Raw genomic sequence first — 24255 nt, 5'->3', positions numbered from 1 at the left:
ATCGCTTACCCTTCCGCGATCGCGTCGAGGGTGGCGATGTAGCCTTCGGTTGTTTCCTTGCCTGCCGCCTCGGAAGCTTCCTTGCGGACGAGGTAGAACATGCGTTCCAGCATCTGCTGGCGGCGCGCCTCGCGCGCTTCCAGCGCCGCGTCGTCGAGGACGAGCGCATCGACTTCGGCGCGCGCGTCGATGTTGTGGTTGGCCAGCACACGCTGGGTAGAATCGAGCTGGTCGGCCAGCACCGAAACCTCACCCGCGAGGACCATGATCATGCCCATCATCTGGTCGAGGGCCGGGTCTTGGTAGAACTGGGGCCGCTTGCCCCGTGCGTCACGCTTCATGTCTGTTATCCTAGTAGCGGCTGCGCCCACTCCCCATCCTCGTCATTGCGAGCGAAGCGAAGCAATCCAGGGCAGTTAACGCCGCTCTGGATTGCTTCGCTTCGCTCGCAATGACGAAGAGAAGAAGGACATTCCGCATTGTTGTGTCAGGCTGCGGGCTTTTGGGCGATGAGAACTTCCCAGCCGCCGCCGGGAGCGAACTCGCCCGCCGTGAACTCGCGCTCGGCAACGTCGGCGGCCGATTCCTCGGTATAGCCCGCACCCGCATATTCCATCACGGCCATCGGAGCGGTGTCGAAGCGGATGGTCGCCGGGTCGAAGCCCGCCTTGGTGGCCAGCGCGATCTGGTCCATGTCGCGCATCGCGCCCCAGAACGGCTCGTTGTTGTAGTACGTCTCGTTGTCGAGGATGAACTGCGTGAACGGGTCCATCAGGTCGAACGGCGGCAGATCCGCGTGGATCATCAGGCCGCCGGGCTTGAGGACGCGGGCGCATTCCTCGAACACGCGGGGCATTGCCTTGCCGCTGGTCTCGTGCAGCAGGATGTGGCTGACGACGAGGTCGAACGAGGCGTCCTCGAACTCGGTCTTCTCGGCGTTCATCTGCGCGAAGTTGACGTCGAGGCCGAACGCACCGGCGCGGGCGTGGGCATAGCGCACCATCGGACCGCCGACATCCACGCCCCAGATCTCCGCCTCGGGGAACAGTTCCTTGTACGGCAGCGTCGAGTGGCCGACCGTGCAGCCCAGGTCGAGGATGCGCCTGGGCTTGAAGTCCGGCATGTTACGCTTGAGGTAGTTCACCACCGAGCGGCCCATGTCGTCGTTGAACGGGCCGGTGTACCCCATCGAATAGAGGTACACACCGCGGTCGTAGAGCACGCCGAGCGAGACGTCCGAAGCATCGTCCGGGCCGCCCGCATAACCACCCGGCATGCAGTGGATGTCGAGCGAGGAGACGTAGCGTGGAACCTCGAAGCCCTCGGGGATGCGCAGCTCGCCCTTGTTCTTCGCCGAATTCGCAGCGGCGGCGGCCTTGAGGCTGTCTTCCTCGCGCTCGATCGAATCGATCACGCTGTCCCACAGCAGTTCCTGGCTGATGCGGTTCACAGCGGCGTAGTGGCGGAAGTAGTTGTCCGGCACCATCGCCTTGCGGATGTCGTGGCGATCGACCGGCGCGCGACCCGCTTCCTTCTCGAAGCGCTGGGCGGCGCGGCCCGAATAGATCGGGTGCAGGCCGGGCAGCAGGCCCTGCTGGATGAAGTGCTTGAGGCTCTTCGCGAACTCCTGCCGCGAGGCTTCTTCCGAGGTCGGGGTGGGCAGCATGCCATGGAGCTGCTGCTGGAAGGTGTTGAGCATTGGGTTATCCCTGAAGACGTATGCGCAAACTATAAGCGGGGCCGGCGATCACGCACCTGCGAAAGTGGAATCTCCACCCCTCGGACAGTGGGGCGTCACACCCACTTGCCCGAGGTGTAGCCGCCATCGACCGGGATCGCCGCCCCGGTCACGAAGCTGGCTGCATCCGAGATAAGGAAAGCGACCATTTCCGCAACCTCGGCGGGCTTGCCGATGCGGCGCAGCGCGTGAGCCTGGAGGTTGGCCTGCATCAGCGCCTCCAGCCCGGCATCGGCGAGCGGGGCTGTCATCTGCGTCTCGATCAGGCCGGGGCACACGCAGTTCACGCGCACGCCCGCATCGGCAAGGTCTACCGCCATGCAGCGGGTCAGGTGGATTACCGCCGCCTTGCTCACGCCGTAGGCCACGCAGTCGTTGCGCGCGACGAGACCGAAGGTGGAACCGATATTGACGATAGACCCGTGCCCCCGCGCGCGCATCGCCGGAAGCACCGCGCGGCAGCCGAGCGCCGTGCCTCGCAGGTTGACGGCCATGATGCGGTCCCAGTCCTCGATGGCGATCTCGTCGATGGCGCCTAGGCCGCCGACGCCCGCGCAGTTGACGAGGCCGTCGATACCACCCTCGGCCTCCAGCCGCGCGACGAGTGCATCCCATGCGGCGGGATCGGCGACATCGAGCGCGACGCCGCGTCCGTCCTGATCGTGCAAATCCGCGCGAACCACCGTGCGCCCGGCCGCTTCGATCAGGTCCGCCGCCGCCTTGCCGATGCCGGACGCCGCGCCCGTGACCAGTACGACGCCCGCGCCCTGCGTTGCGGTAAGCTCTGCCATCATGACCTCCACTGCGTTGATTTCGCCGCAGTCTGACGCTCGCCCCGAAAAGTGGCGCGCTACCCGGCCGTTTTTATCCGCACAGCGGTTCATGCATGGAGCGATGCGTCTGAGTTATCATCCTGCGGACAGTTTGCGGCGCAGCATTGCCACAAAACCTTATCACCGACAGCTTCCGCTTTGCCTGACGGGCGCCGACGCAAAGCTCCTTTCGAAAAGAGCCACGTCGCCACGGGCCAGGGTTCAGAAGATACTACGCACAAAGGTTCATTCGACACCATGATGAAGGCATTCTCCAAGGGGCTGCTGCTCGCGACCGCGATCGGCTCCTTCCCCGCCATGGCCGCCGCGCAGGACGCCGCCGCAAATGCGAGCAGCGATGCCAACGGCTTCGGCGACATCGTCGTCACCTCGCAGCGCACCGAACAGCGCCTGCAGGACGTGCCCATCAGCGTCACCGCCATCACCGCTGACGAAATCCAGACCCGTCAGGTGAACACCCCCACCGACGTCGCGCGCCTCGTCCCCAACCTCAAGCTGGACGGCGTGACCGGCGGCTCGGCGGGCCTCAAGGCCTACATCCGCGGCGGCGGCGGCACCGACGGCGGCTACGTGATGTCGGAAGCCGAAGTCGCGCTCTACATCAACGACGTCTACAACGCCCGCATGCAGGGCGCGCTGATGGACTTCGCCGAGATCGAGCGGATCGAAGTCCTGCGCGGCCCGCAGGGCGTGCTCTACGGCCGCAATGCCTCGGCCGGTGCGATCAACATCATCACCAAGCAGCCCTCGGACGAGTTCACCGGCAACGTGCAGGTCGGCTACGGCACCTGGAACGAACGACGCGTGAAGGGCTACATCTCGGTCCCGCTGAGCGAGGACGGCAAGTGGGCCGCATCGTTCAACGGCATCGTGCGCGCCCGTGACGGCGGCCGCCAGTACAACGCCACGCTCGACAAGAAGGTGGGCAAGGAAGACTTCAAGGGCGGTCAGTTCGACCTCGCCTACAAGGGCGACGTGGTGAAGGCCCGCCTGAACCTGTTCTACCTCGACCTCAACTCGGACGGCCAGTGGTCGGTCAACACCACCACCAACGACGAGGGCAAGATCGTCCCGCTCTCGGGCTCGTACCGCACCGTGCTCTCGCCGGTGGCATCGGACACCCGCGTCAAGCAGAAGGGCGGATCGCTCCACCTCTCGGCCGACTATCCGGGCGGCACGCTGACCTCCATCACCGGCTACTCGGAGATGGACGACTTCTGGATTCAGGACTTCTCGGGCGGCGTCTATCCTTCGATGATCGGCTCCACCGGCACGACACCGCTTGCTCTGTTCGTGCGCAGCAGCGATTCCCAGCAGTGGCAGTTCAGCCAGGAAGTTAACGCCGCCGGCTCGCTGGCTGACGGCCTCGTCGATTACGTGGTCGGCTTCTACTACTTCCACGAAAACGGCGACCAGATCGTCGACACGACGACGTTCTTCGTGCCCTCGCGCACCAACTTCCATGCCAAGACCGACGCCTGGGCGGGTTACGGCCAGCTGACCTTCAACGTCACCGACCAGCTCGCCCTGATCGCCGGCGGCCGCTACACGCTCGAGGACAAGGCGCTCAACGCCGACATCGGCGGCGATCCGGCAGTTAGCCGCGACCACTACAAGAAGTTCACCCCCAAGCTGGGCGTCAACTTCAAGCCGAGCAACGACGTGCTGCTCTACGGCTCGTACAGCGTCGGCTTCAAGTCGGGCGGCTATAATGGCCTCGCATCGACCGCCGCGCAGTTGGCCGCCGCGTTCAAGCCGCAGAGCACCGACGCCTTCGAAGCGGGCATCAAGGCCGACCTCGGCAGCACCGTGCGCGTGGCGCTCTCGGGCTTCGTCAACAAGATCAAGAACCGTCAGGAATCGATCAACCTCGGCGACGGCGGCTTCCTGATCGAAAACTACAACATGACGATCAAGGGCCTCGAAGCCGAGATCGCGTGGAAGCCGGTCTACGGCCTGCAGATCTGGGGCAACGGCGCACTGAACCGCGGCAAGTATCGCACTTCGGGCGGTTCGCTCGCGGGCAACTCGCCGCCGTTCCTACCGGATTACCAGGCGACTGTCGGCTTCGACTACAACTTCGATCTCGGCTCGGGCAAGGTGAAGTTCGGCGCCGACGCCAACTTCCGCGACAAGTTCTTCTCGACTGCGGACAACGCCGCAATCGGCGCGGTGACCTCGACGCAGATCGTCAATGCCTATGTCGGGTACGACGTCGGGCCGTGGCAGTTCCAGGTCGCTGGCAAGAACCTGCTCAACCAGATCAACTGGCAGACCGGCTTCGGCTTCTCGGTCGTGAACCCGCGCTTCATGACCGACCCGCGCACCGTGCTGGCGACTGCCCGCTACAGCTTCTGATCTCTCCCGGACCGGGTGCCAGAAATGGTGCCCGGCCCACCCTCACCCTAAAAGGCCCGGCGGGACGCAAGTCCTACCGGGCCTTCTTTTTTGTCCTACATCCTCCCTGTTGCGCAGCAATGGGGAGGTGGCAGTCGCGAAGCGGCTGACGGAGGGGAAATTCCCCCTCCACCACCGACTGCGTCGGCGGTCCCCCTCCCCGAGTAAGCTCAGGGAGGATTTGGTCCATCACACCACCGCGCAGATGGTCTTCGTCTCGAGGTAGCTTTCCAGCGCCTCGCGCCCGCTGTCGCGGCCGTAGCCGGACTGCTTCACGCCGCCGATCGGCAGGCTGGCGTCGTACATCGAGTGGCAGTTGATCCACACCGTACCCGCCTTGATCCGCGACGACAGGCGATGCGCGTGCGAGAGCGATTCCGTCCAGATGCTGGCGGCAAGGCCGTAGACGCTGTCGTTGGCCATCGCGACGACTTCTTCCACGTCATCGAACTTCTGCACGGCGAGAACCGGGCCGAAAACTTCCTCGCGCACGATTTCCATGCTGGCGGTCACGTTCGCCACCACGGTCGGGGTGATGAAAGTGCCGGCCGGGCCAAGGCGCTCGCCGCCCGCGACGATGGCCGCGCCCTCGCTGCGCGCACCCGCGATGAAACCGCTGACGCGTTCGGCCTGGCGCGCGTTGACGAGCGGGCCCATCTGCGTCGCCGGGTCAAGACCGTGGCCGAGCTTGAGCCCGCCGGCATAAGCCGCCAGCCCCTCGACCACCTGATCGTAGACCGAGGCGTGGACATAGGAGCGCGACCCCGCCACGCAGACCTGCCCGGCGTTGAAGAAGATCGCGTTCGCCGCGCCGGGAATCGCGAGGTTCAGGTCGGCATCACCCATGATCACGACCGGCGACTTGCCGCCCAGTTCAAGGCTGACGCGCTTGAGGTTGCCCTTCGACGCGTCGAGAATCGCCCGGCCCGTTGCAGTGCTGCCGGTAAAGGCGACCTTGTCGACATCGTGATGCGAGGCCAGCGCCGCACCCGAAATCGCGCCGCGACCGGTGATCACGTTGAACACGCCGTCGGGCAGGCCCGCTTCCTGGATCAGCTCACCCAGGCGAATCGCCGAGAGCGAGGTGTCCTCGGCCGGTTTGAGCACGACCGCGCAGCCCGCCGCGAAGGCCGGGGCCAGCTTCATCGCGGTGAGCACCAGCGGCGAGTTCCACGGCACGATCGCCGCAACGACGCCGACGGCCTCGCGCACGGTCCAGGCGCGCATTTCCTTGCCCTGCGGCTGATAGGTGATCGACGGGGTGATGGTCTGCCCCTCGATCGCCATGGCCTGCCCGGCGAAGAAACGGAACTGGCCGACCGCGCCCGGGATTTCCGCCCAACGCGCCACGTAGAGCGGCTTGCCCTGATCGAGCGCTTCCAGTTCCGACAATTCGTCGATGTTGGCCTCGATGAGGTCGGCGATCTTCCAGAGGATACGCGCACGCTCGGCGGGCGGCGTCGCGGCCCACGGCCCTTGCGCCTTGCGCGCCGCGGCGACGGCGGCGTCCACATCGGAAGCGGAGGCGTCAGGGATCGTGCCGATGATCTTTCCACTGGCCGGATCGAGAGTCTCGACGACGGCGCCGTCCGCTGCATCGACCCACTGTCCGCCGATGAGCATGCGGGCGGTCTTGGGAGCATCGAGCAGCGCGGAAACGGCGGAACTCTGGGGCTTGGGGTCAAGTAACATCGGTTTTCCAATTCTGTAGGCCGGCATGGCCGAGTTTCCCTGTCCTGCGTTCTGCCACATGCCCCGGACGGCAAGGGGTGATCAAGGCCGAGTGATCGCAGCGCGAACATCGGTGCAATCACCGGATCACCTCCCGCCAAACTCGCTTATGCCGAAACAGGGCAGCGCGCCTCTTGGGACCAGAATTCGCGAAAAGTCGAAGGGCAGTCCTGCAGGCGGCGCACAGTCCGACACGTCGTTTTCAGTTCACTGGGGGACGGTCTTCGCGCAGTCGTGCAAGTCACGGCGACGTTTGGCGACCTTACCTGACAGGCATTTACTCATCGGGGGACGCCTTGCTGCTACCACTAGACAATTCACGCTCGCAGGTACTGGTCGCCGGTGGCGGCCCAGTGGGCATGGTGGCCGCTTATGCTCTGGCGCTGCAGGGGATTTCAGTCCGCGTTCTGGAAAGCGCGCCAACCTGCCTTGAGGACATGCGCGCCTCCACCCTCCATCCGCCGACGCTCGAGATGCTGGAAAAGCTCGGCCTGCGCCAGACGCTGGAAGACCAGGGCCTGCGCGCGCCGCTGTACCAGTACAGCAACCGCAACACCGGCCGCACCTTCTCGCTCGACATGAGCGAAATCGGCGACATCACGCCCTATCCCTATCGCCTGCAGTGCGAGCAGTGGAAGCTGACCCGCCTTATCGCCGCCAAGCTGGCCGAGATGCCGAACGCGGAAGTGCTGTTCTCGCATCAGGTCGCCAACTGCGTGCAGGGCTCCAACGGTGTACAGGTTTCGGTCGAGACCCCGTTCGACATCAAGCTGTTCCACGCGGATTACCTGATCGGCGCCGATGGCGGCAATTCCACCGTGCGCAAGTGGCTGGGCATCGGCTTCGATGGCTTCACCTACGACGAAACCTTCCTGACCCTCTCGACCGCCTATCCGATCGAGGAGCATCTGCCCTGGGTCAAGGAAGTGAACTACGTCAGCGGCGATCCGTTCTGGTGCGTCCTGCTGAAGGTTCCCGGTCTGTGGCGCGTCCTCGTGCCGCAGAAGTCGGGCGCTTCCGTCGCTGAAGTGACCAGCGACGCCGCCAAGGACGCGGTCTTCGCCGAATTGCTGGGCGTCAACATTCCCGTCCAGACCGAGCACCGCACCTGCTACCGCGTCCACCAGCGCGTGGCGAACAGCTTCCGTCAGGGCCGCATCATGCTGGCGGGCGATTCCGCTCACCTCAACAACCCGCTGGGCGGCTTCGGCATGAACTCGGGCATCCATGACGCGGTGAACCTCGTCGAGAAGCTGAGCCGCGTGATACTCGAAGGCGCAGACGCCGAAGCGCAGCTCTCGCTCTACGACCGCCAGCGTCGCACCGTGACGCGCGATTTCGTGCAGGCGCAGACCATCGCCAACAAGGCGGCGGTCGAGGACAAGGTCGATGCCCGCGAAACGCACCTCGCCCACCTCGAGGCTGATGCCGATGCGCGGCACGAGTACATCGTACAGCAGGCGATGTTCCGCAGTCTTGAAAAGGCGGCCGCGATCGTCTGATCGTCCGAATCGCAAACAGATAGAGGCCCCGGCGGACGCAGGTTCGCCGGGGCCTTTGCGTATGGGCACGCCCGCCAGTCGGATAGTCCAGGCGATCTTTCGGACATCGGGAAAGCAGTCGATAAACTCGGCCTGTCCCTGATAAAGAAGGTTAGCCATGATCCGCATTCCGCTGCTTGCCGCAACAGTCGCAATTTCGGTGCTGGGCCTCGTTCCGGCTGCCGCCCATGCGCAGAGCGCCGCAGCCGCAACCAAGGCTGCCCTGCCCTACCTCACCATCGAGGAATTGCGCCGCAAGTATGCCGATGCGCAGAGCCGCTATGCCGTGATCGGCGGGCTCAAGATTCACTACAAGGATGAAGGGCCGAGAAACGCGCCGGTGCTGTTCATGGTCCATGGCTCGGAAAGCAGCCTGCGCACGTGGGACCGGATCGCACTGGCGCTCAAGGGCCGCTACCGCATCATCCGCTACGACATTCCCGGCTACGGCCTGTCCGACGGCGCCACCGACGCTGCTGCGAAGACGATGCAGCCGACCGACATTCCGGTGGAACTGCTCACCCGCCTCGGCGTGAAGAAGCTCACGTTCGTCGGCGTGTCGAGCGGCGGCACGATGGGCATGTATCTGGCCGCCCGCCGCCCCGACCTCGTCGAGCGGCTGATCCTGTCGAACACCCCGTCCGATCCGGTGGATACCAGCCATCTCGTCATGCCCAAGTCGTTCACCGACGCGACCGAGCGGGCCAAGCAGACAGGCTTTCGCGACCAGACCTTCTGGAACGAATTCCTGAGCTATTTCGCAGGCGACGCTGCGCGTATCTCCGCCCAGACGCGCAAGGAATACTACGACTTCTATCGCCGCACCCCTGAGAAGAATCTGATCGCCCTCGTCGCCCGCATCGGCGACGGCAAGCAGGCCACCGTCGAAATGGCCAAGGTCCGCAAGCCGACTTTCCTGATCTGGGGCGCCGCCGACCACCTGCTGCCGGAATCGGCCGCCAATGCGATCGCGCGCTACCTCAAGAACGCGCAGATCTCGCGCGTGATGATGCCCGACGTCGGCCACTATCCGCCGCTGGAAGTGCCCGAGCGCTTCGCCCAGCTCATCGCCGCCTATGTCGAGGCGGGCACCCCCAATCTGCCTGCGGAAACCACCGCTCCCTGAGGCCGGAACCCGCGCCCGGCTAGTTACCGGGCGTGAAGCCCTCGCCCGCGATCCACCAGCGGAATTCCTCGAGCCAATGGTCGGTCGTGCCGCCGGTCTGCTTCATGCCGAAACCGTGGCCGCCCCGCTCATACAGGTGGGTTTCGGGCCGGTAGCCGCTGGCGAACAGGGCATCGTAGAACGGCCGGAAGCCATAGCCCACCGCCATGTCATCCTGCGACATGGCCAGGAACAGCGGCGGCAGGCGGCCCGGCGCGGGCTTGGGCGCAGGTTGCAGCCAGGGATCGCTGGGCGTGCCTTCCGGATAGGGAAGGTTCGCGGGCGGGATTTCCGGCAGCTTCGCGCCGAACGGCATGCCGTAGATCAGCCCGGCGAAATTGGGCCGCACAGCCTCGGGAGCAAAAGCCATCATGCCCGCGACATGACCGCCCGCCGAGAAGCCGACGACACCGATGCGCTTGGGATCGATGCGGTACTCGGCCGCGCGTGAGCGCAGCAGGCGCAGCGTTTCCAGCCCGTCCGCCACGCCGGGATCGCCACCGACCCCGGCGGGAATCGTAGCGTTGACCCTCTTGCGCATCGCCTCGTTGGTCTCGCCGGGAAGGGTCTGGATCAGGCGATATTTGAGCGCGAAGGCCGCGATGCCGTGCTCCGCCAGCCATTGCGCCACGCGCGTCCCCTCGTGCCGCATGGCGAGCAGGCGGAAGCCGCCGCCCGGCGCGATGATCACCGCCGCTCCCGTGGCCTTGCCGGGCGGGGGCAGGAACGCCTGATAGGACGGGACGGTGACGTTCCACAGCGTCTCGCCGTCATCGCGCAGTTCTTCGGTCACCGGGGCGCTGGCCTTGCCTGGCCAGCCCTTCAGTTCAGGCGCGCCCTTGGGCCAGATCACGGTGGGCGCCTGCACCTCCACCCCGTCGGCCTGCTGGCCCGCAGGCGAATTGCCGAGCGTGGAAAGAGCGGCGGAGGCGGAGACCGGGGAAAGAACAATCACCGCAAGCAGCAAGGCGCAAAGAGAACGACGCACGTGCAATCTCCCTGAAACGGCCGAAATCCGGGTGGCCGAAAACCACCCGGATCATGCGCATTCAAAGGAAATTGTTATCACCGATAATACAAACTGATCGCACTTCGGAGAAGTGTTTGCGTCAGGCTTCGAGAACTTCGAGGGCCACGCGCTCAGCCGACTCCAGCGCACCTTCGAGACCGCGAGCGCCGGTGGCGGTATGCTCGCCGCAGAAGTGCAGGCGACCGGCGGGCTTGGACATTTCGGGAACGAGGCGGCTCACCTGTCCCGGTCCGAAGTAGGCCCAGTCGCCGCCGTTGAAGACTTCCTGCGACCAGCTGAAATACGTGCGCGCCATCAGCTTGCCCTTGGCCGCCGGGCGCATCGCCTCGATCTGCGCGACGATCATCGCCAGCGCCTTGTCCCGGCCCAAGCGGTCCCAGTAGTTGGCGAGACCGCCACGCGCCTGCACCAGCAAGCCGGTGACTTCCTCCGGCGTCGCGCCGTAGTGCTGCGGAATGACGGTGCCCGCGAGGCCATCGGTCCACATGCCGGGCGACAGCCCGTCCTCGTCCCAGAACGGCGCGGTGGCAGTGAGGAACGCCATCGACAGCGGCTGATAGGCGATCTGCGACACCGCCTCCGCCTGCGCGCCGGACAGGCCCGGCAGAATCTTCACGTAGCGTAGCGTCGAAAACGGCAGCGAGCAGATCACCCGCTTGGCGCTGAACGTCGAGCCATCCCGGCAATAGACGGTCGAGCCGCTGTCGGTGGCCTCGATCGCGACCACTTCCTTGCCGAGGATGACGTCGCCTTTGAGCAGCTTGGCCATGCCCATCGGCAAGTGCAGGTTGCCCCCCTTGACGCCGAACGACTTTGTCCCCGCCTCGAACTGGGCCTTCACGAAGCCGTCGTTGAACTCCAGCATCAGCGCCGAGACGTCCCACGAATTGGTGCCGTAATAAGGCGAGACATCGTTGGCGAGGCGGATCGCCGGGTCCGAAAGCCCCTGCGCGCGCAGGAAATCATGCAACGGAACGTCGAGCACGGCGCTGGCCGGGTCGGTCCAGGCGTTCCAGTCCTTGAGCGGCGTGCGCTCGGCAAGGAGCTTGTTGACCATCTCGGCGGGGAGTACCGACTTCATCGCATCGGGGAACGGGTTGCCGGGATGGCGCGCCCATTCCTCACGCGTGAGGGGCTGGCCGTTCATCCACAGCATGGGCGGCTTGCCGACGCGGTATCGGCCGCCGATGTCCTCCAGCGTCACCCCGGCGCGCTGCGCGGCGTCGACGCCGCGGCCATAGCCCTCGCCCATCGAGTTGAAGCCCATCTCGGGATAGCCCGGCTCGTCCAGCAGCGTCATCACCCGCCCGCCGACGCGCTGGCGCCCTTCGAGGACGGCGACCTTGAGCCCCTGCTCCTCCAGCATCCACGCGGCCTGCAGGCCGGAAACACCCGCGCCCAGCACCAGCACGTCGAGCCCGGCCGCTGCCTTCTTGGCCGGGGCAGCGAGCGCTGCAGCAGGCAGCATCGAGGCCATTCCCACACCGATCGCGCCATTGGCCATACCAAGGGTGAAGCTACGCCTGTCCATCGTCATGGCTCGAAGACTCCTAGACTCTCTTGCAGTGATCAACTGATTCGAAACCCCAATGCCACGCCCGCGCGGAAGCGGTCAGGCAAGCGATCAATATGATCGAACAGCGATCAATCGGACGCAAAATGCTCGCGCGTGCACCTCCTGCAACTAGGCAGGGGGCAGCCGATGGGCATTTTCAAGACATCTTATGGAGTGGCGATGATGGTGAACAAGGTCTCGCAACCCGGCATCCGGGAAGCCATGCCTCTGCTGTGCAACAACGAAGGCGTGTGGGAAGGCTGGTATCGCTACTACGACGCGAAGACCGGCGAACTGACCGACCAGCATCGCTCGCGCCTGTTCTGCCGCCTCGTCGGCGAGCCGGGCCACGAGGAATACCACCAGACCAACCACTACTTCTGGGACGACGGCCGCGTCGACGTGCGCGACTTCCCGGCGTGGTACGAAGACGGCCGCATCCGCTGGGACAACGAGCTGATCAAGGGCTGGGCCGCCGCGATGCAGCCGGACGACTACAACCGCTCGACCTGCCTCAACTGGACCCGCCACAACGAGCCTGGCATCTATCTTTACGAGATGATCCAGGTGAACGAGGACTTCACCAAGCGCGCCCGCACCTGGCAGTGGTTCCGCGACGGCGAATGCTACCAGCGCACGCTGATCGACGAACGCCTCGTCACCCGCGACTGGCAGAACTTCCAAGACACCGGTGCTCCGCAGAACTGAACGCCCTGCACGGCGGGGAGTGCGGCCGATGGCCCCTCCCCGCTTGCAAGGCTGGACAAACCCGAGCCCGACGATCAACGGTGACGCGCATGGACCTGGTCAAACTGCAACGCATGGTGGCGATCTACGAAGCCGGGAGCTTCCGGCAGGCGGCGCGCGATCTGGGCATCTCCCAGCCCGCCCTGACCTGGAGCATGCACCAGCTTGAGGAAACGCTGAACGGCCGCCTGTTCGAGCGCGGCCCGCGCGGCATCCGGCCGACGCCGCTGTGCGACCGTCTGGTCCGCCGCGCCCGGCTGATCTTCCGCGAGCAGGAGCGCATCCTCGACGAGGTCGCCGACAGCACGCACAACCAGACGATCAACATGGGCGTGCACTCGATCTTCCTGACCGACGCCTTCGCCCGCTGCATCGCCGAGTTTTCGGAGCAGTACCCCTCGACCACGCTCAGGGTATTCGAGGGCTTCAGTTCGCAGCTCCTCGGCCGTCTCCAGCAAGGTGAAGTGGACTTCGCCTGCTGCGCCATCCCGGCCGACGAGGAACATGGCGGCACCCTGCTGACCGAGCCCTTGGGGACGCTTAACTATTCCGTCGTCGCGGCCGCCACGCACCCGGTTTTCGACGATATCGCCAAGCGCCGCCCGATCTCCCAGTACCGGTGGGTGGAGTTCGACACCGCCATTGTCGGCGCATTTCCGGGCCAGAGCGACATCGTCTCGGTCATGGCCACGGCAGGCCGCGATGTCGCGCGCAAGAGTGTGCGGACGGCCTCGATGGACGTCATTCGCCTACTGGTTCTGAGCGGCGATTTCATCGGCCTGATCGCCGACGAGCGGGTTGCCGAGGAGCTGGAGAACGGCACGCTCAGGCGCGTACCCGGCACCGAGGTCACCGCCTCGCAGTTCGGCTTCGTCAGCATGGCGGAGAACTTCGAGACTTCCGCCTGCAAGGCACTGCGCGAAATTCTCGAGAAATCGGCCTTCGAACCGATGCGCAAGGCGCACTGAACGGCACCCAAAGGCACCCTAGCGGCACCTGACAACACCCTGACCGCGCCCGACAGTGCGGCTCGGGGCCAATAGACGTGCCTGCCTTGACCATACGCAATGATCAAAAATTGTGATCGGCGATCCGCCGTATCTGTCTGGCGATCATTCGTGGGAGCTTGATCGACGCTGGCCCCGGCTTCATCCATCTCCATCGCGGCACATAGCCTCTCGGCCTCATGGAGTGATCAGCTCATGTCGAATAACACGTTTACCCGCCGCGAAGGCCTCAGCCTGGCGGCCATCGCCGCAGGCGTGGCGGCGCTTCCCACGGTGGCGTCCGCCGCCGGCAAGTCCGCGACGGCCGCGTCGCGCCTGAATTTCACCACCAAGCTGGACTTCAAGGACCCGGTGTGGAACCGCGATACGTATGCGCGCATCGACGGTGACGTCGATCCCACCAAGGAAAAGTGCGGCTGGCTGCGCGGCAAGGCCTTCGGGGTGCGCGACAACGAGAAGATCCGCCCGCTGTTCATCGCCGAGGGCTTCAGCTTCACCCGCATCAAGCGCCTGGACGACGGCAGCTGGCGCCGCATGCTGCGCGAAGTCGTGTTCTATCGCGACATCGAGACCGGCAAGCTGCTGGACACTTGGGACAACCCCTATACCGGCGAGACCGTCAAGGTCGTGCCGATCGCCAACGACCCGTTCAACTTCACCATCAGCGACAAGGTCCCCGAGCCGCCGAGCTACGGCGGGCTGCAGAAGGTGAAGACCGAGCCCAAGCCGTTCCTGATGGACTGGATGGAGGGTCCGGAAGGAACCCTGATCGTCAACACCGACATCGACATGATCTATCCGAACGCGCTGCAGCCCGACAAGTGGCCGCGCGAATCCTCGGGCGTGATGAACCGCGTCTCCGAGCACTTCATCTACACCGTGAAGCGCGAGGACGTGCTGAACCCCAACCTCACCCACATCCCGCACATCGGCGCATGGACCCGCATGACGCCGTGGCTGCCCTGGATGCTGATGGGTCAGGCCCCCGGCCACATCACTTACTTCACCACGTTCCAGACGCTGCCCGGCGGCATCAAGGAACTGCCGCAGGACCTCGTCGAGGCCGCGCGCGCGATGGACGAAAAGTGGCTGCACTCGCCGACCGAGGACTACGGGCCTTCGCTCTCCAGCCTCGAGAACTACGCCCGCGAGCAGAAGCCCGCGCCGGTTCCGGCGGGCTGGTCCCCGCCGCAGCCCCCGGCCGCGCCGAAGAAACTGGGGTAAAACCTTATCCTCCCTGTTCCGAAGGAATGGGGAGGGGGACCGCCCGCGCAGCGGGTGGTGGAGGGGGAGAAAAACCCCTCCGTCAGCCCTGCGGGCTGCCACCTCCCCATCGCTGCGCGACAGGGAGGATTGCCCCGCCGTACCATCGGTCCTGGAAAGTCTCGAAAAAACAAAACGCCCGGTCGCGAGACCGGGCGTTTTTCGTGCGACCTTCGGATGATTCCGATCAGTTGAGAACCGGAAACTCCATGTCCGGCAGTTCGGTGCAGTTGATCTCTTCGGTGATCGCTGCCGCCGTCGCCTTGAGTTCCGCAAGGTGGCGTTCCACCGCCTCACCCTGCTTCATGGCGGCGGCGAAGTAGATCATCGTCAGCGCCGCTTCGAACTGGCCGTCGCGGAAGATCGGCACCGCCACCGACGAGGTCTTGCCCGGCGTCAGGTTGTGCTGGCCCCAACCGATCGCCGCGTAGCCTTCTTCGCGGATCTTGTTGAGCGTGTTGACCGAGACGTAGGCAGTCAGGTCCTGCTCCGACGGCGAGCCGACGAGCGAAACCCAGTCCATGACGCGGTCGAGCTGTTCCGGCGTCATATGCGCAAGGCACACCCGGCCCGAAGCGCAGTCCATCAGCGGCAGGCGGAAGCCCGGATAATACCGCTCGAAAGTCAGCGAGGTGTCCGCGTGGGTCGAATCGCGCACGACCATATGCGTGCCGATGCGAACCGTCAGCGAGACCGGCCAGCCGATCTTGTGCGTCAGCGCCCGAAGATGCCGGCGGCTGTGTTCCACTAGGAAGCTGTCCGCCTGAAAGCCCTGCGACAGCGACTGGACGAGCGCGGTAGGCCGGTAGAACTTGCGCGCCGGCTCCTGCTCGATGAGGCCCTCATGCATCAGCGTCTGCACGATGCGGCAGGCGGTGGGATAAGGGATGCGGCCACGTTTCGAGATCTGCATCATCGAAAGCGAGCCCATCTGATTTATTTCCTGAAGTATCGAAATAGCCCGGCAAACCGCCCGGATCGGTACACCTCGTTCCATAGCTTCACCCCAAACCCGTTTTGTTGATCGGACCCCTCCTCCGATGTTTGTGAAGCTATCGTTACGGCCCCGATTACCGCCTGGCGAATGCTTTTTTATCCGCAGGGTGAGCACAAAATCCGCACACCGACCAAAAAACGGCGGATGTGCGCGTTTATCCGCGCAGCGGATCGCGGTGAAATGCGCCTGTCATACGGTTGATGACGATGAGACGTTTCCCTCCCGTCCTGCGTGGAGGCCGAAATTGCTCCAGACACCCCGGAACGAATCCGAATCACTCGCCCCCCGAACTCCTCTCGATACGGGCACCATGGTGCGCTACGGCCTCGGCCAGACCGGGGCGCAGGTCTTCCGCGACACCCCGGCGGCGCTGTTGCCCGTCTACATGACCACCGTGCTCGGCGTCCCGGCATGGCTGGCCGGGCTAGTGATCCTGCTCCCCAAGCTGTGGGTGATCATCTGCGACCCGCTGGTCGGCGCGTGGTCCGACCGGCGCGAAAGTTCGATCGGACGCATCCCGTTCCTCGTCGGCGGCGCCATCGCCACGAGCATCGGCTTCGTGCTGCTGTTCAACCTGCCAGCGATGGGCTCTCCCTATGCCGCCGCCGCCGCGACGAGCGCGGTGTTCCTGCTGGCGATGACGGCCTTCAGCGCCTTTTCCGTGCCTTATCTCGCCGTTGCCACGACCCTTTCCGCCGACCCGCATGAACGCACCAAGCTGCTGGCATGGCGCATCGCCTTCACCACGCTCGGCGTAGTGCTGGGGATCGGTCTTGCCCAGCCTACGGTCGTCTGGCTCGGCGGCGGGCGTCAGGCGTGGAGCGTGATGTCGGTGATCTTCGCCGCGCTGTGCCTGGCCTCCATGCTCGGCTGTGCGCTCGGCCTGCGTTCGCGCCTGCACCGCCCGGCAGCGGCGAAGGCGCCGGTGCCCTTCACGCGGATGCTTGCCGCCGCATGGCGCAACCGGGCGTTCCGGCAGCTGACCGCCATCCATCTGCTCCAGACCGTGGGACAGGCGTGCAGCTATACGGTGGTGGCGCTGGTCTTCGTCTATCTCGTCGACCGGATCGAACTGCTGACCGCCTATGTCCTGATCATGTCGCTGGCCGGCCTCGTCACGCAGCCGCTGTGGCTGCGCATCTCGCGGCGGATCGGCAAGATTTCGCTGTTCGTCTATCTGTGCCTCGGCTGGTGCGCGGTGACGCTGACATGGCTCGGCATCGACTGGGGAGACGGCGTCTCGCTGGGTGCGGTCAGCGGCAAGGACGTGCTGATCCTGCTGCGCGGCGCGGTGATCGGCGTCACCAACGCCGGGTTCATCCTGCTCGTCACCTCGCTGTTCACCGACACCGTGCATCTTGGCGAGCACGAGAGCGGCATCGAAGGCGGCTATGCGGGCCTGTGGTCTGCCTGCGAGAAGCTCAGCTTCGCGCTCGGCCCGGTGATTTCGGGCGCGGTGCTGAGCCTGTGCGGCTTCGTCTCCTCCACCGCCGGCCCGGCGCAGCAGAGCCCCGCCGCGCTGTTCGGCGTGGTGCTCAACTATTCGCTGATCCCGGTGGGCTTCTTCCTCGCCAGCCTGCTGCTGGTGCCGGGGCTGGCGCGGGCGATCCGGGGCGACTATCCGTAGAACGGACATGCCGTTCCGATCGCTCGACGGTGCCTCCTGCCCGTTCCAATGCGTGATGTGATGACCAGCCAATCTGCTCCGAAGACGCTCTACGACCGCCTCTGGGACGCGCACACGGTGGTGCGCGGCGATGCGGGCAAGGACCTGATCTATATCGACCGCCACCTCTTGCACGAGGTGAGCACCCCGCAGTCCTTCGAGCTGCTGCGCGACAATGCCCTTACGGTGCGCCGCCCGGTGACGCAGCTGGCGGTGCCAGACCATGCCGTGCCGACCTCGGAGCGCGGCGGCGCGATCAAGGGCGAACTCGCGCGCAAGCAGGTCGCGCTGCTGGAGGCGAACTGCGCCGAGTTCGGCATCGAATACCTCGCGCTGGAAGGCGAGCGGCAGGGCATCGTTCATGTCATCTCGCCCGAGCAGGGCTTCACGATGCCCGGCATCTCGCTGGTTTGCGGGGACAGCCACACCGCCACGCACGGGGCCTTCGGGGCCTTGGCCTTCGGCATCGGCGCCAGCGAGTGCGGCACGGTGATGGCCACGCAGACGCTCTGGCAGGCGCGCAACCGGAACCTGCGCGTCCACTACGCCGGGCAGCTGCAGCCGCATGTCACCACCAAGGACATGATCCTGGCCCTGATCGGCACGATCGGCGCGGGCGGCGGCATCGGCCATGCCATCGAGTTCACCGGCGAGGCGGTGCGCGCCGCGTCGATAGAAGCGCGCATGACGCTGTGCAACATGGGCATCGAAGCGGGGTCGCGCGTCGCCCTCGTGGCGCCGGACGAAACTACCTTCGCCTGGCTCAAGGGCCGCCCGCGCGCGCCGCAGGGCGCGATGTGGGATCAGGCCGTCGCCTGGTGGCGCACCCTGCGTTCCGACGACGACGCCGTGTTCGACCGCACGGTCGAGATCGACGCCGCCGCCATCGCCCCGCAGGTGACCTTCGGTACCTCGCCCGATCAGGTCATGGCGGTGGACGGCACCGTGCCCGCCGGCCCTGCCCGCGCGCTGGACTACATGGGCCTTGAAGCGGGCAAGCCGATCGCCGGGATCGGCATCGACTATGCCTTCATCGGCAGCTGCACCAACAGCCGCATCGAGGACTTGCGCGCCGCCGCGGGCATAATCCGCGGCCGCCATGTCGCCGAGGGTGTCACCGCGATGGTGGTTCCCGGCTCCACCGTCACCAAGCACCAGGCCGAGGCCGAAGGGCTCGACAAGGTGTTCGAGGCGGCGGGATTTGCGTGGCATCACGCGGGCTGCTCGCTCTGCGTGGCGATGAACGGAGACTTCGTGCCCGAAGGCAAGCGCTCCATCTCCACCTCCAACCGCAACTTCGAGGGCCGTCAGGGCGCGGGCGCACGCACGCACCTCGCCAGCCCGGCGATGGTCGCCGCCGCCGCGATCGCGGGTCGCATCGTCGACGTCCGGAAGGAGTTCGCCTGATGCCCGGCTTCACCCCCTTCACCGCCCCCGCCTTCGTGCTGGACGAGGACGACGTCGACACCGACATCATCTTCCCGGCACGCTTCCTGCTGCACACCGAGCGCAAGGGCCTCGGCCGCTTCGCCTTCCATGACCGCCCGGCCCTGCTCGAAGCCTACGAGGCTGCGGACAAGCCGCCGGTGCTGCTGGCGGGCGCCAACTTCGGCTGCGGATCGAGCCGCGAGCATGCCGTCTGGTCGCTCGACGGCATGGGCCTGACCGCCGTGTTCGCGCCCAGCTTCGGCGAGATCTTCCGCGGCAACTGCGCCAACAACGGTATGGTGGCAGGGATGATGGAGCCCGCGACGCTCGCCGCGCTGCAGGCGCTGGCGAAAACGGGCAACGATCTATCCATCGACCTCGCCGCGCAGACCGTGACGTGCGCCGGGCAGGAGTTCGCCTTCACCGTTCCCGACAGCGACCGCGAAATGCTGCTCGCCGGCTGGAACAACACCACCCGCATCCTCGCCCTGCACGGGCAGGACATCACCGCATTCGAAAAGGCCCAGCGCTCAGCCGCGCCGTGGCTCTGGACAGAGGAAACTGAAGCATGAGCGCAAACATCCTGAAGGCCAAGCTGGCCAAGGGCGAGTTCTTCCCGGTCCCCGGCGTGCACGACATGATCGCCGCGCTGATGGCGGAGCGCGCGGGCTTCGACGTCGTCTACGGCAGCGGCTACTGGACGACCGCTTCGGGTTACGGCCTGCCGGATGCGGGCATCGTCAGCTACACCCAGATGCTCGACCGCATGGCGACGATCAAGCGCACCATCGGCTCGGCCCTGATCGCGGATGCCGACACCGGCTTCGGCGGTCTTCTCAACGTCCACCACACCGTGAAGGGCTACGAGCAGGCGGGCATCGCCGCGATCCAGATCGAGGATCAGGAATTCCCCAAGAAGTGCGGCCACACGCCGGGCAAGCGCGTCGTCACCACCGAGGAAATGGTCGACAAGATCAAGGTCGCCGCCGAAGCGCGCGAGGACATGCTGATCATCGCCCGCACCGACGCCTACCAGAGCTTCGGCCTCGACGAGACGATGCGCCGCCTCGAAGCCTACGACAAGGCCGGCGCCGACATCCTCTTCCCCGAGGCGGTGACCACCGAGGAAGAGATGCGCAAGGTCTGCGAGACCTTCGGCAAACCGGTGATGGTCAACATCGCCAACGGCGGCGTGACCCCGCCCTACCCGACCGACGTGCTGGCCGAACTCGGCTTCGCCTTCGCGATCTACCCCGCGCTCACCAGCCTCGTCTCGGCCCGCGCGATGGAGCTGGCGCTGAACCAGCTGCGCGACCACGGCACCGGCGAGCCGACCGAGCCCGGCCTGTTCGACTTCAAGGAATTCTGCTCGCTCGTCGGCTTCGAGGAGGTCTGGGCGTTCGACAAGAAGTGGGCGCGCTGATGGGCACCACGACGCGCGCGGCCGTGCTCGCCCAGTCGGGCGGGAATGCCAAGCCTTACGCCGAGAATACCCCGCTGCGCTTCGCGGAACTGGATCTCGACGCACCGGGCCAGGGCGAAGTGCGCGTGGCCATCGACGCGGCGGGCCTGTGCCACTCCGACCTGTCGGTGGTGAACGGCGACCGCGTGCGCCCGATGCCGATGGCCTTGGGCCACGAAGGCACCGGCATCGTCGAGGCGCTTGGCTCCGGCGTCACCGGCCTCGAGGTCGGCGACCGCGTGGTGCTGGTGTTCCTGCCTTCGTGCGGCCGCTGCACCCCCTGCCTCTCGGGCGAGGGCTACTTGTGCGAGACGGGCGCCGCGGCCAACGGGCGCGGCGAACTGATCGGCGGCGGCTTCCGCCTGCACGACTGCGGCAACGACGTGCACCACCACCTCGGCGTCTCGTGCTTCGCGACGCACGTGGTGGTCGACCAGCGCTCGACCGTGAAGGTGGACCGCGACATTCCCGCGGAAGTCGCCGCCGTGTTCGGCTGCGCGGTGCTGACGGGCGTGGGCGCAGCCATCAACAGCGCCGCCATCCGCGCGGGCGAGACGGTCGTGGTCTTCGGCCTCGGCGGCGTCGGCCTTGCGGCGCTGATGGGCGCGGTGGCGAGCGGCGCGGCGACGGTCATCGGCGTGGACCTCGCGCCGAACAAGATCGCGCTGGCCGATGATCTCGGTGCGATCGGCACCACCCCGGACCAGCTTGAGGCCGTGATGGCCGAGCATCTGGGCGGGAAGGCCGACGTCGTGATCGAGACCGTGGGCAACGCCAAGGTGCTGGCCTCGGCCTATACCGCAGCGCGTCGCGGCGGCCGTGTCGTCACCGTGGGCCTGCCCGCGCCCGAACAGCGGCTCGACCTGCAGGCCGTCTCGCTGGTGGCCGAGGGCAAGTCGCTGATCGGCTCCTACATGGGCTCGTCGATCCCGGCGCGCGACATTCCGCGCTACGTGGCGATGTGGAAAGCCGGCCGCCTGCCGGTGGACCGCCTCATCAGCTCCACACACAAGCTGGACGACCTGAACGAAATGCTCGACGCGATGGATCGCGGCGAGGCGATCCGCCAGATCATCCGGTTCTGAGGCATGGCCTCACCTCCGTCATTGCGAGCGTAGCGAAGCAATCCAGGGCCGCGTAAGCCGCCCTGGATTGCTTCGCTACGCTCGCAATGACGAAGCGGGGGAAGTGGGGCATGGTGAACATGCACGTCGAAATCCAACAGGCGGGCAAGGCACTGCGGCGTCCTTGCCCACAGCCGCTTACTGACATCGACTGATACTGGCAGCGACAGGCTGCATCTATCAGGGATTCCTGCATGTCATTCAGGCTCGCTTTTCTGGCCGCGCTGAGCGCCGCCACCGCCATGCCGCTTGCGCCCGCCGCCGCGCAGCAGCAGGTACAGCTCGATCCGTCCACTTGCGTCACACCGCCGTTCTATTCCGGCCCAGCCCCGTTCAAGTCGGTCGAACAGCTTCCCGACCAGCGCGTCACCTTCCGCATCTGCGCGCCTGATGCGAAAGAGGTGCTGCTCACCAGCACCGACATCGCGAAGATCATCCCGATGGGCTTCCCGCCAGGTACGCCGCAGGGCCTGACGATGGCGAAGGACAAGACCGGCCTGTGGACCGTCATCACGCCCCAGCCCGTCCCCGCCGATGTCTACCGCTTCGCTTTCCGCGTCGATGGCGTGAAGACGCCCGATCCGCTCGGCAAGACTTTCTCCGAGGAACTGAAGGGCATCAATTCCACCTTCGAGGTCACCGGCCCCGAAGGCGCGTTCCAGACGTGGGATGCCAAAGTCGCCCACGGCACCGTCTCGACCGTCGAGTATTGGTCCAATTCGCTCGGCATCAAGCGCCGCGCTCATGTCTACACGCCGCCCGGCTACACGAAGGACGCGCGCAAGTACCCCGTGCTCTATCTGGTCCACGGCGCCGGCGACAGCGACGACAGCTGGACCAGCGTGGGCCACGCCAACCTGATCCTCGACAACCTGATCGCCAGCGGCAAGGCCGTGCCGATGATCGTCGTCATGCCGGACGGCCATACACCGCTGCGCGAAGGCGTCATGACGCTCGACAACCCGGACTTTGGCAACGACCTGATCAAGGACCTGATCCCTTACGTCGACGCCAACTACCGCACCGACGCGCGCCCGGCAACGCGGGCGATGGCGGGACTGTCGATGGGCGGATCGCACACGCTGCGCAACGGGTTGACGCATCCCGACCTGTTCCGCTGGATCGGCGTGTTCTCGATGGGTCTGGGCGTCGGTCCCGACAAGGGCCGCGTGGACGAATACGCGAAGACTTACGATGCCGCGCTCAAGCAGTCGGCCCGCGATCTCAAGCTGCTCTACTTCGCGATGGGCAAGGACGACTTCCTCTACGGCACCGTCGCGCCGACCCGCGCGCTGTTCGATCGCTACCACATCGCGTATCACTACAACGAGACCGGCGGCGGGCATGAATGGCCCAACTGGCGCCGCTACCTCGCGGACTTCGCGCCGAGGCTGTTCCGCTAGGCCAAGGGGGCTTCGACAAGCTCAGCCTGAGCGGGGTGGAGAGGGCCGTGACTACTGGTCCCTGCACCACCCCCGCTCACCCTGAGCCTGTCGAAGGGTCGCAGCACCGCCCTCTCCATCTGGCGATCAATTTACTGTTGCACCCTAATAGATTTCCGATTCTCGATCATTCTCGCCTCGCCAGAAAGGCAGAGGGAAGACAGGGATGACACAGGACAGCCGGGCCACCGGCGAATTGACGGTAATCCAGCTCGAAGTCGAACCGGCTAGCGCCGAGGCGCTGGCGCCATTCGGCGCGATCGTCGGCCGCGAGGCGCCGGTCACGCCGGTCTCGGTCGACTTCTACAAGGGCGCGGTGAAGATGAGCTACCCGGCGCGCTTTCTATGCGAGCATCCGGTGGAGATCACCCTCGCGCAGATGGACCGCCGCCAGGGGGAGGTGCGCTACATGGAGCGCCATTTCCAGCACACGCAGGCATTCCTGCCATTGGGCGGCAAGCCCTTCGTCGCAGTCATGGCCCCTCCCGGCGAGGACGACCTGCCCGACTTGTCGAAAGTCCGCGCTTTCCGCTTCGACGGCAGCGCCGGTTTCGCCATGCACATCGGCACCTGGCACGAATTTCCCTTCGCGGTGGAGGACGACACCGACCTCGTCGTGATCCTCTCCAGCCAGACCGGCTACGACCTCAAGGCCAAGGACGCGCAGACCGAGGAAGCCCACGGGCCGGACCTCGACAAGAAGGACATCGTGGCGCGCACCGGCCACGTCTTCCGTTTCGATCTGGGAGTGAACTGACAGTGGCGGACCGCATCAACCTCGACCGCAAGGCGCACTCCAAGGGCAGCCAGCCGGTCATCTTCGAAAGCGAGACGACCGACGCCCTCGCCGGCATGGTGCTGGCGCTGCTGGGCGAAGTCGTGGTCCTCAAGGACCGCCTCGACGCGAACGAACGCCTGCTCGCGGCGGCGGGCTTGCACGGTCCGGCGGACATCGACATGTTCGCACCCGACGCGCAGACGAAGACGGAGCGCAGCGCCTATCGCCAGGCGATCTACGACCGCGTGCTCGGCTCCGCCCGCGACAAGCTGATGCCCGAGGCACTCGCACAGCAGAACGACTACGAAGGCGTCCTCGACGCCGTGACCCGCGACTGAGGCAGGAGGATCA

At 65.9% G+C, this 24255-nt stretch carries 21 protein-coding genes; 14 read left to right on the top strand and 7 right to left on the bottom strand.

The window, feature by feature from the left end; genetic code table 11:
* Window positions 1–5: 5 nt before the first annotated feature.
* The 3 genes from PKE80_RS18695 to PKE80_RS18685 form a co-directional block, all read right to left on the bottom strand.
* Window positions 6–341 carry a hypothetical protein gene (locus PKE80_RS18695; protein ID WP_036529014.1) on the bottom strand — a complete coding sequence of 112 codons (336 nt, stop codon included), beginning with the start codon at window positions 339–341 and terminating at the stop codon, window positions 6–8.
* A gap of 146 nt (window positions 342–487) precedes the next feature.
* Window positions 488–1699 carry a class I SAM-dependent methyltransferase gene (locus PKE80_RS18690; RefSeq protein ID WP_271183786.1) on the bottom strand — a complete coding sequence of 404 codons (1212 nt, stop codon included), beginning with the start codon at window positions 1697–1699 and terminating at the stop codon, window positions 488–490.
* Between the two features lie 95 nt (window positions 1700–1794).
* Window positions 1795–2529 carry an SDR family NAD(P)-dependent oxidoreductase gene (locus PKE80_RS18685; RefSeq protein WP_271183785.1) on the bottom strand — a complete coding sequence of 245 codons (735 nt, stop codon included), beginning with the start codon at window positions 2527–2529 and terminating at the stop codon, window positions 1795–1797.
* Window positions 2530–2811: 282 nt separating this feature from the next.
* Here PKE80_RS18685 and PKE80_RS18680 point away from each other — a divergent pair, with 282 nt between their 5' ends.
* On the top strand, window positions 2812–4929 hold the full coding sequence (locus PKE80_RS18680) for a TonB-dependent receptor (protein WP_271183784.1): 2118 nt from the start codon (window positions 2812–2814) through the stop codon (window positions 4927–4929).
* A gap of 228 nt (window positions 4930–5157) precedes the next feature.
* Here PKE80_RS18680 and PKE80_RS18675 read toward each other — a convergent pair whose 3' ends face one another.
* Window positions 5158–6591, bottom strand: a complete 1434-nt coding sequence (locus PKE80_RS18675) for an aldehyde dehydrogenase family protein (RefSeq protein WP_370424080.1) — start codon at window positions 6589–6591, stop codon at window positions 5158–5160.
* A 404-nt stretch (window positions 6592–6995) separates the two neighbouring features.
* Between PKE80_RS18675 and PKE80_RS18670 the strand changes: the two genes are divergently transcribed.
* Together PKE80_RS18670 and PKE80_RS18665 are read left to right on the top strand one after the other, a co-directional pair.
* Window positions 6996–8201, top strand: a complete 1206-nt coding sequence (locus PKE80_RS18670; protein WP_231958333.1) for an FAD-dependent oxidoreductase — start codon at window positions 6996–6998, stop codon at window positions 8199–8201.
* 157 nt (window positions 8202–8358) lie between these two features.
* Window positions 8359–9366, top strand: a complete 1008-nt coding sequence (locus tag PKE80_RS18665) for an alpha/beta fold hydrolase (RefSeq protein ID WP_271183782.1) — start codon at window positions 8359–8361, stop codon at window positions 9364–9366.
* Between the two features lie 19 nt (window positions 9367–9385).
* Here the strand turns inward: PKE80_RS18665 and PKE80_RS18660 are convergent, their stop codons facing one another.
* Window positions 9386–10393, bottom strand: a complete 1008-nt coding sequence (locus PKE80_RS18660) for an alpha/beta hydrolase (protein WP_271183781.1) — start codon at window positions 10391–10393, stop codon at window positions 9386–9388.
* A gap of 121 nt (window positions 10394–10514) precedes the next feature.
* Window positions 10515–11972 carry a flavin monoamine oxidase family protein gene (locus PKE80_RS18655; RefSeq protein ID WP_271183780.1) on the bottom strand — a complete coding sequence of 486 codons (1458 nt, stop codon included), beginning with the start codon at window positions 11970–11972 and terminating at the stop codon, window positions 10515–10517.
* Window positions 11973–12137: 165 nt separating this feature from the next.
* Between PKE80_RS18655 and PKE80_RS18650 the strand changes: the two genes are divergently transcribed.
* From PKE80_RS18650 to PKE80_RS18640, 3 genes are all read left to right on the top strand, one after another.
* Window positions 12138–12698, top strand: a complete 561-nt coding sequence (locus PKE80_RS18650) for a DUF3598 domain-containing protein (protein ID WP_231958331.1) — start codon at window positions 12138–12140, stop codon at window positions 12696–12698.
* A gap of 89 nt (window positions 12699–12787) precedes the next feature.
* Window positions 12788–13705, top strand: coding sequence for a LysR family transcriptional regulator (locus PKE80_RS18645; protein WP_271184014.1), 918 nt, complete (start codon window positions 12788–12790; stop codon window positions 13703–13705).
* A 234-nt stretch (window positions 13706–13939) separates the two neighbouring features.
* Window positions 13940–14968, top strand: a complete 1029-nt coding sequence (locus PKE80_RS18640) for a DUF1838 family protein (RefSeq protein WP_271183779.1) — start codon at window positions 13940–13942, stop codon at window positions 14966–14968.
* A 226-nt stretch (window positions 14969–15194) separates the two neighbouring features.
* Here the strand turns inward: PKE80_RS18640 and PKE80_RS18635 are convergent, their stop codons facing one another.
* Complete coding sequence (locus PKE80_RS18635; RefSeq protein ID WP_036529004.1) at window positions 15195–16004, bottom strand: IclR family transcriptional regulator domain-containing protein; 810 nt, start codon at window positions 16002–16004, stop codon at window positions 15195–15197.
* 310 nt (window positions 16005–16314) lie between these two features.
* On the opposite strand from PKE80_RS18635, the gene PKE80_RS18630 reads away from it, so the two are divergent.
* The 8 genes from PKE80_RS18630 to PKE80_RS18595 all read left to right on the top strand — a co-directional run bounded on the left by PKE80_RS18630 (window position 16315) and on the right by PKE80_RS18595 (window position 24242).
* Window positions 16315–17631 carry an MFS transporter gene (locus tag PKE80_RS18630; protein WP_271183778.1) on the top strand — a complete coding sequence of 439 codons (1317 nt, stop codon included), beginning with the start codon at window positions 16315–16317 and terminating at the stop codon, window positions 17629–17631.
* A 60-nt stretch (window positions 17632–17691) separates the two neighbouring features.
* The gene (gene leuC, locus PKE80_RS18625; protein WP_271183777.1) at window positions 17692–19077 is read left to right on the top strand and encodes a 3-isopropylmalate dehydratase large subunit; all 1386 of its coding nucleotides are present in this window, start codon (window positions 17692–17694) and stop codon (window positions 19075–19077) included.
* Window positions 19077–19670 carry a 3-isopropylmalate dehydratase small subunit gene (locus tag PKE80_RS18620; RefSeq protein ID WP_271183776.1) on the top strand — a complete coding sequence of 198 codons (594 nt, stop codon included), beginning with the start codon at window positions 19077–19079 and terminating at the stop codon, window positions 19668–19670. Before leuC ends, PKE80_RS18620 begins: the two co-directional genes overlap by 1 nt.
* Window positions 19667–20521: an isocitrate lyase/PEP mutase family protein gene (locus PKE80_RS18615; protein ID WP_036529001.1), complete on the top strand. Its 855-nt coding sequence runs from the start codon at window positions 19667–19669 to the stop codon at window positions 20519–20521. Before PKE80_RS18620 ends, PKE80_RS18615 begins: the two co-directional genes overlap by 4 nt.
* Complete coding sequence (locus tag PKE80_RS18610; protein WP_271183775.1) at window positions 20521–21645, top strand: zinc-binding dehydrogenase; 1125 nt, start codon at window positions 20521–20523, stop codon at window positions 21643–21645. The genes PKE80_RS18615 and PKE80_RS18610 overlap by 1 nt, the downstream gene beginning before the upstream one ends.
* 233 nt (window positions 21646–21878) lie before the next feature.
* Window positions 21879–23087 carry an alpha/beta hydrolase-fold protein gene (locus tag PKE80_RS18605; RefSeq protein WP_271183774.1) on the top strand — a complete coding sequence of 403 codons (1209 nt, stop codon included), beginning with the start codon at window positions 21879–21881 and terminating at the stop codon, window positions 23085–23087.
* 205 nt (window positions 23088–23292) lie between these two features.
* The gene (locus tag PKE80_RS18600; protein ID WP_271183773.1) at window positions 23293–23883 is read left to right on the top strand and encodes an ureidoglycolate lyase; all 591 of its coding nucleotides are present in this window, start codon (window positions 23293–23295) and stop codon (window positions 23881–23883) included.
* 2 nt (window positions 23884–23885) lie between these two features.
* Window positions 23886–24242 (top strand): hypothetical protein, encoded by a 357-nt coding sequence (locus PKE80_RS18595; protein ID WP_036528996.1) that lies wholly within the window; start codon window positions 23886–23888, stop codon window positions 24240–24242.
* Window positions 24243–24255 lie beyond the last annotated feature (13 nt).

It is taken from the genome of Novosphingobium resinovorum (genome assembly GCF_027922145.1).
Lineage (GTDB): Bacteria > Pseudomonadota > Alphaproteobacteria > Sphingomonadales > Sphingomonadaceae > Novosphingobium > Novosphingobium resinovorum.
The sequence above is the reverse complement of the archived record's forward strand: the minus strand, read 5'-3'. Positions and strand labels throughout refer to the sequence as shown.

What these genes read in the sequence shown, in the direction of transcription:
- PKE80_RS18695 (WP_036529014.1), bottom strand. Translation starts at nt 341, where the DNA reads ATGAAGCGTGACGCACGGGGCAAGCGGCCCCAGTTCTACCAAGACCCG.
- PKE80_RS18690 (WP_271183786.1), bottom strand. Translation starts at nt 1,699, where the DNA reads ATGCTCAACACCTTCCAGCAGCAGCTCCATGGCATGCTGCCCACCCCG.
- PKE80_RS18685 (WP_271183785.1), bottom strand. Translation starts at nt 2,529, where the DNA reads ATGGCAGAGCTTACCGCAACGCAGGGCGCGGGCGTCGTACTGGTCACG.
- PKE80_RS18680 (WP_271183784.1), top strand. Translation starts at nt 2,812, where the DNA reads ATGAAGGCATTCTCCAAGGGGCTGCTGCTCGCGACCGCGATCGGCTCC.
- PKE80_RS18675 (WP_370424080.1), bottom strand. Translation starts at nt 6,591, where the DNA reads ATGCTCATCGGCGGACAGTGGGTCGATGCAGCGGACGGCGCCGTCGTC.
- PKE80_RS18665 (WP_271183782.1), top strand. Translation starts at nt 8,359, where the DNA reads ATGATCCGCATTCCGCTGCTTGCCGCAACAGTCGCAATTTCGGTGCTG.
- PKE80_RS18655 (WP_271183780.1), bottom strand. Translation starts at nt 11,972, where the DNA reads ATGACGATGGACAGGCGTAGCTTCACCCTTGGTATGGCCAATGGCGCG.
- PKE80_RS18650 (WP_231958331.1), top strand. Translation starts at nt 12,138, where the DNA reads ATGGGCATTTTCAAGACATCTTATGGAGTGGCGATGATGGTGAACAAG.
- PKE80_RS18645 (WP_271184014.1), top strand. Translation starts at nt 12,788, where the DNA reads ATGGACCTGGTCAAACTGCAACGCATGGTGGCGATCTACGAAGCCGGG.
- PKE80_RS18640 (WP_271183779.1), top strand. Translation starts at nt 13,940, where the DNA reads ATGTCGAATAACACGTTTACCCGCCGCGAAGGCCTCAGCCTGGCGGCC.
- PKE80_RS18635 (WP_036529004.1), bottom strand. Translation starts at nt 16,004, where the DNA reads ATGGAACGAGGTGTACCGATCCGGGCGGTTTGCCGGGCTATTTCGATA.
- PKE80_RS18630 (WP_271183778.1), top strand. Translation starts at nt 16,315, where the DNA reads ATGGTGCGCTACGGCCTCGGCCAGACCGGGGCGCAGGTCTTCCGCGAC.
- leuC (WP_271183777.1), top strand. Translation starts at nt 17,692, where the DNA reads ATGACCAGCCAATCTGCTCCGAAGACGCTCTACGACCGCCTCTGGGAC.
- PKE80_RS18620 (WP_271183776.1), top strand. Translation starts at nt 19,077, where the DNA reads ATGCCCGGCTTCACCCCCTTCACCGCCCCCGCCTTCGTGCTGGACGAG.
- PKE80_RS18615 (WP_036529001.1), top strand. Translation starts at nt 19,667, where the DNA reads ATGAGCGCAAACATCCTGAAGGCCAAGCTGGCCAAGGGCGAGTTCTTC.
- PKE80_RS18610 (WP_271183775.1), top strand. Translation starts at nt 20,521, where the DNA reads ATGGGCACCACGACGCGCGCGGCCGTGCTCGCCCAGTCGGGCGGGAAT.
- PKE80_RS18605 (WP_271183774.1), top strand. Translation starts at nt 21,879, where the DNA reads ATGTCATTCAGGCTCGCTTTTCTGGCCGCGCTGAGCGCCGCCACCGCC.
- PKE80_RS18600 (WP_271183773.1), top strand. Translation starts at nt 23,293, where the DNA reads ATGACACAGGACAGCCGGGCCACCGGCGAATTGACGGTAATCCAGCTC.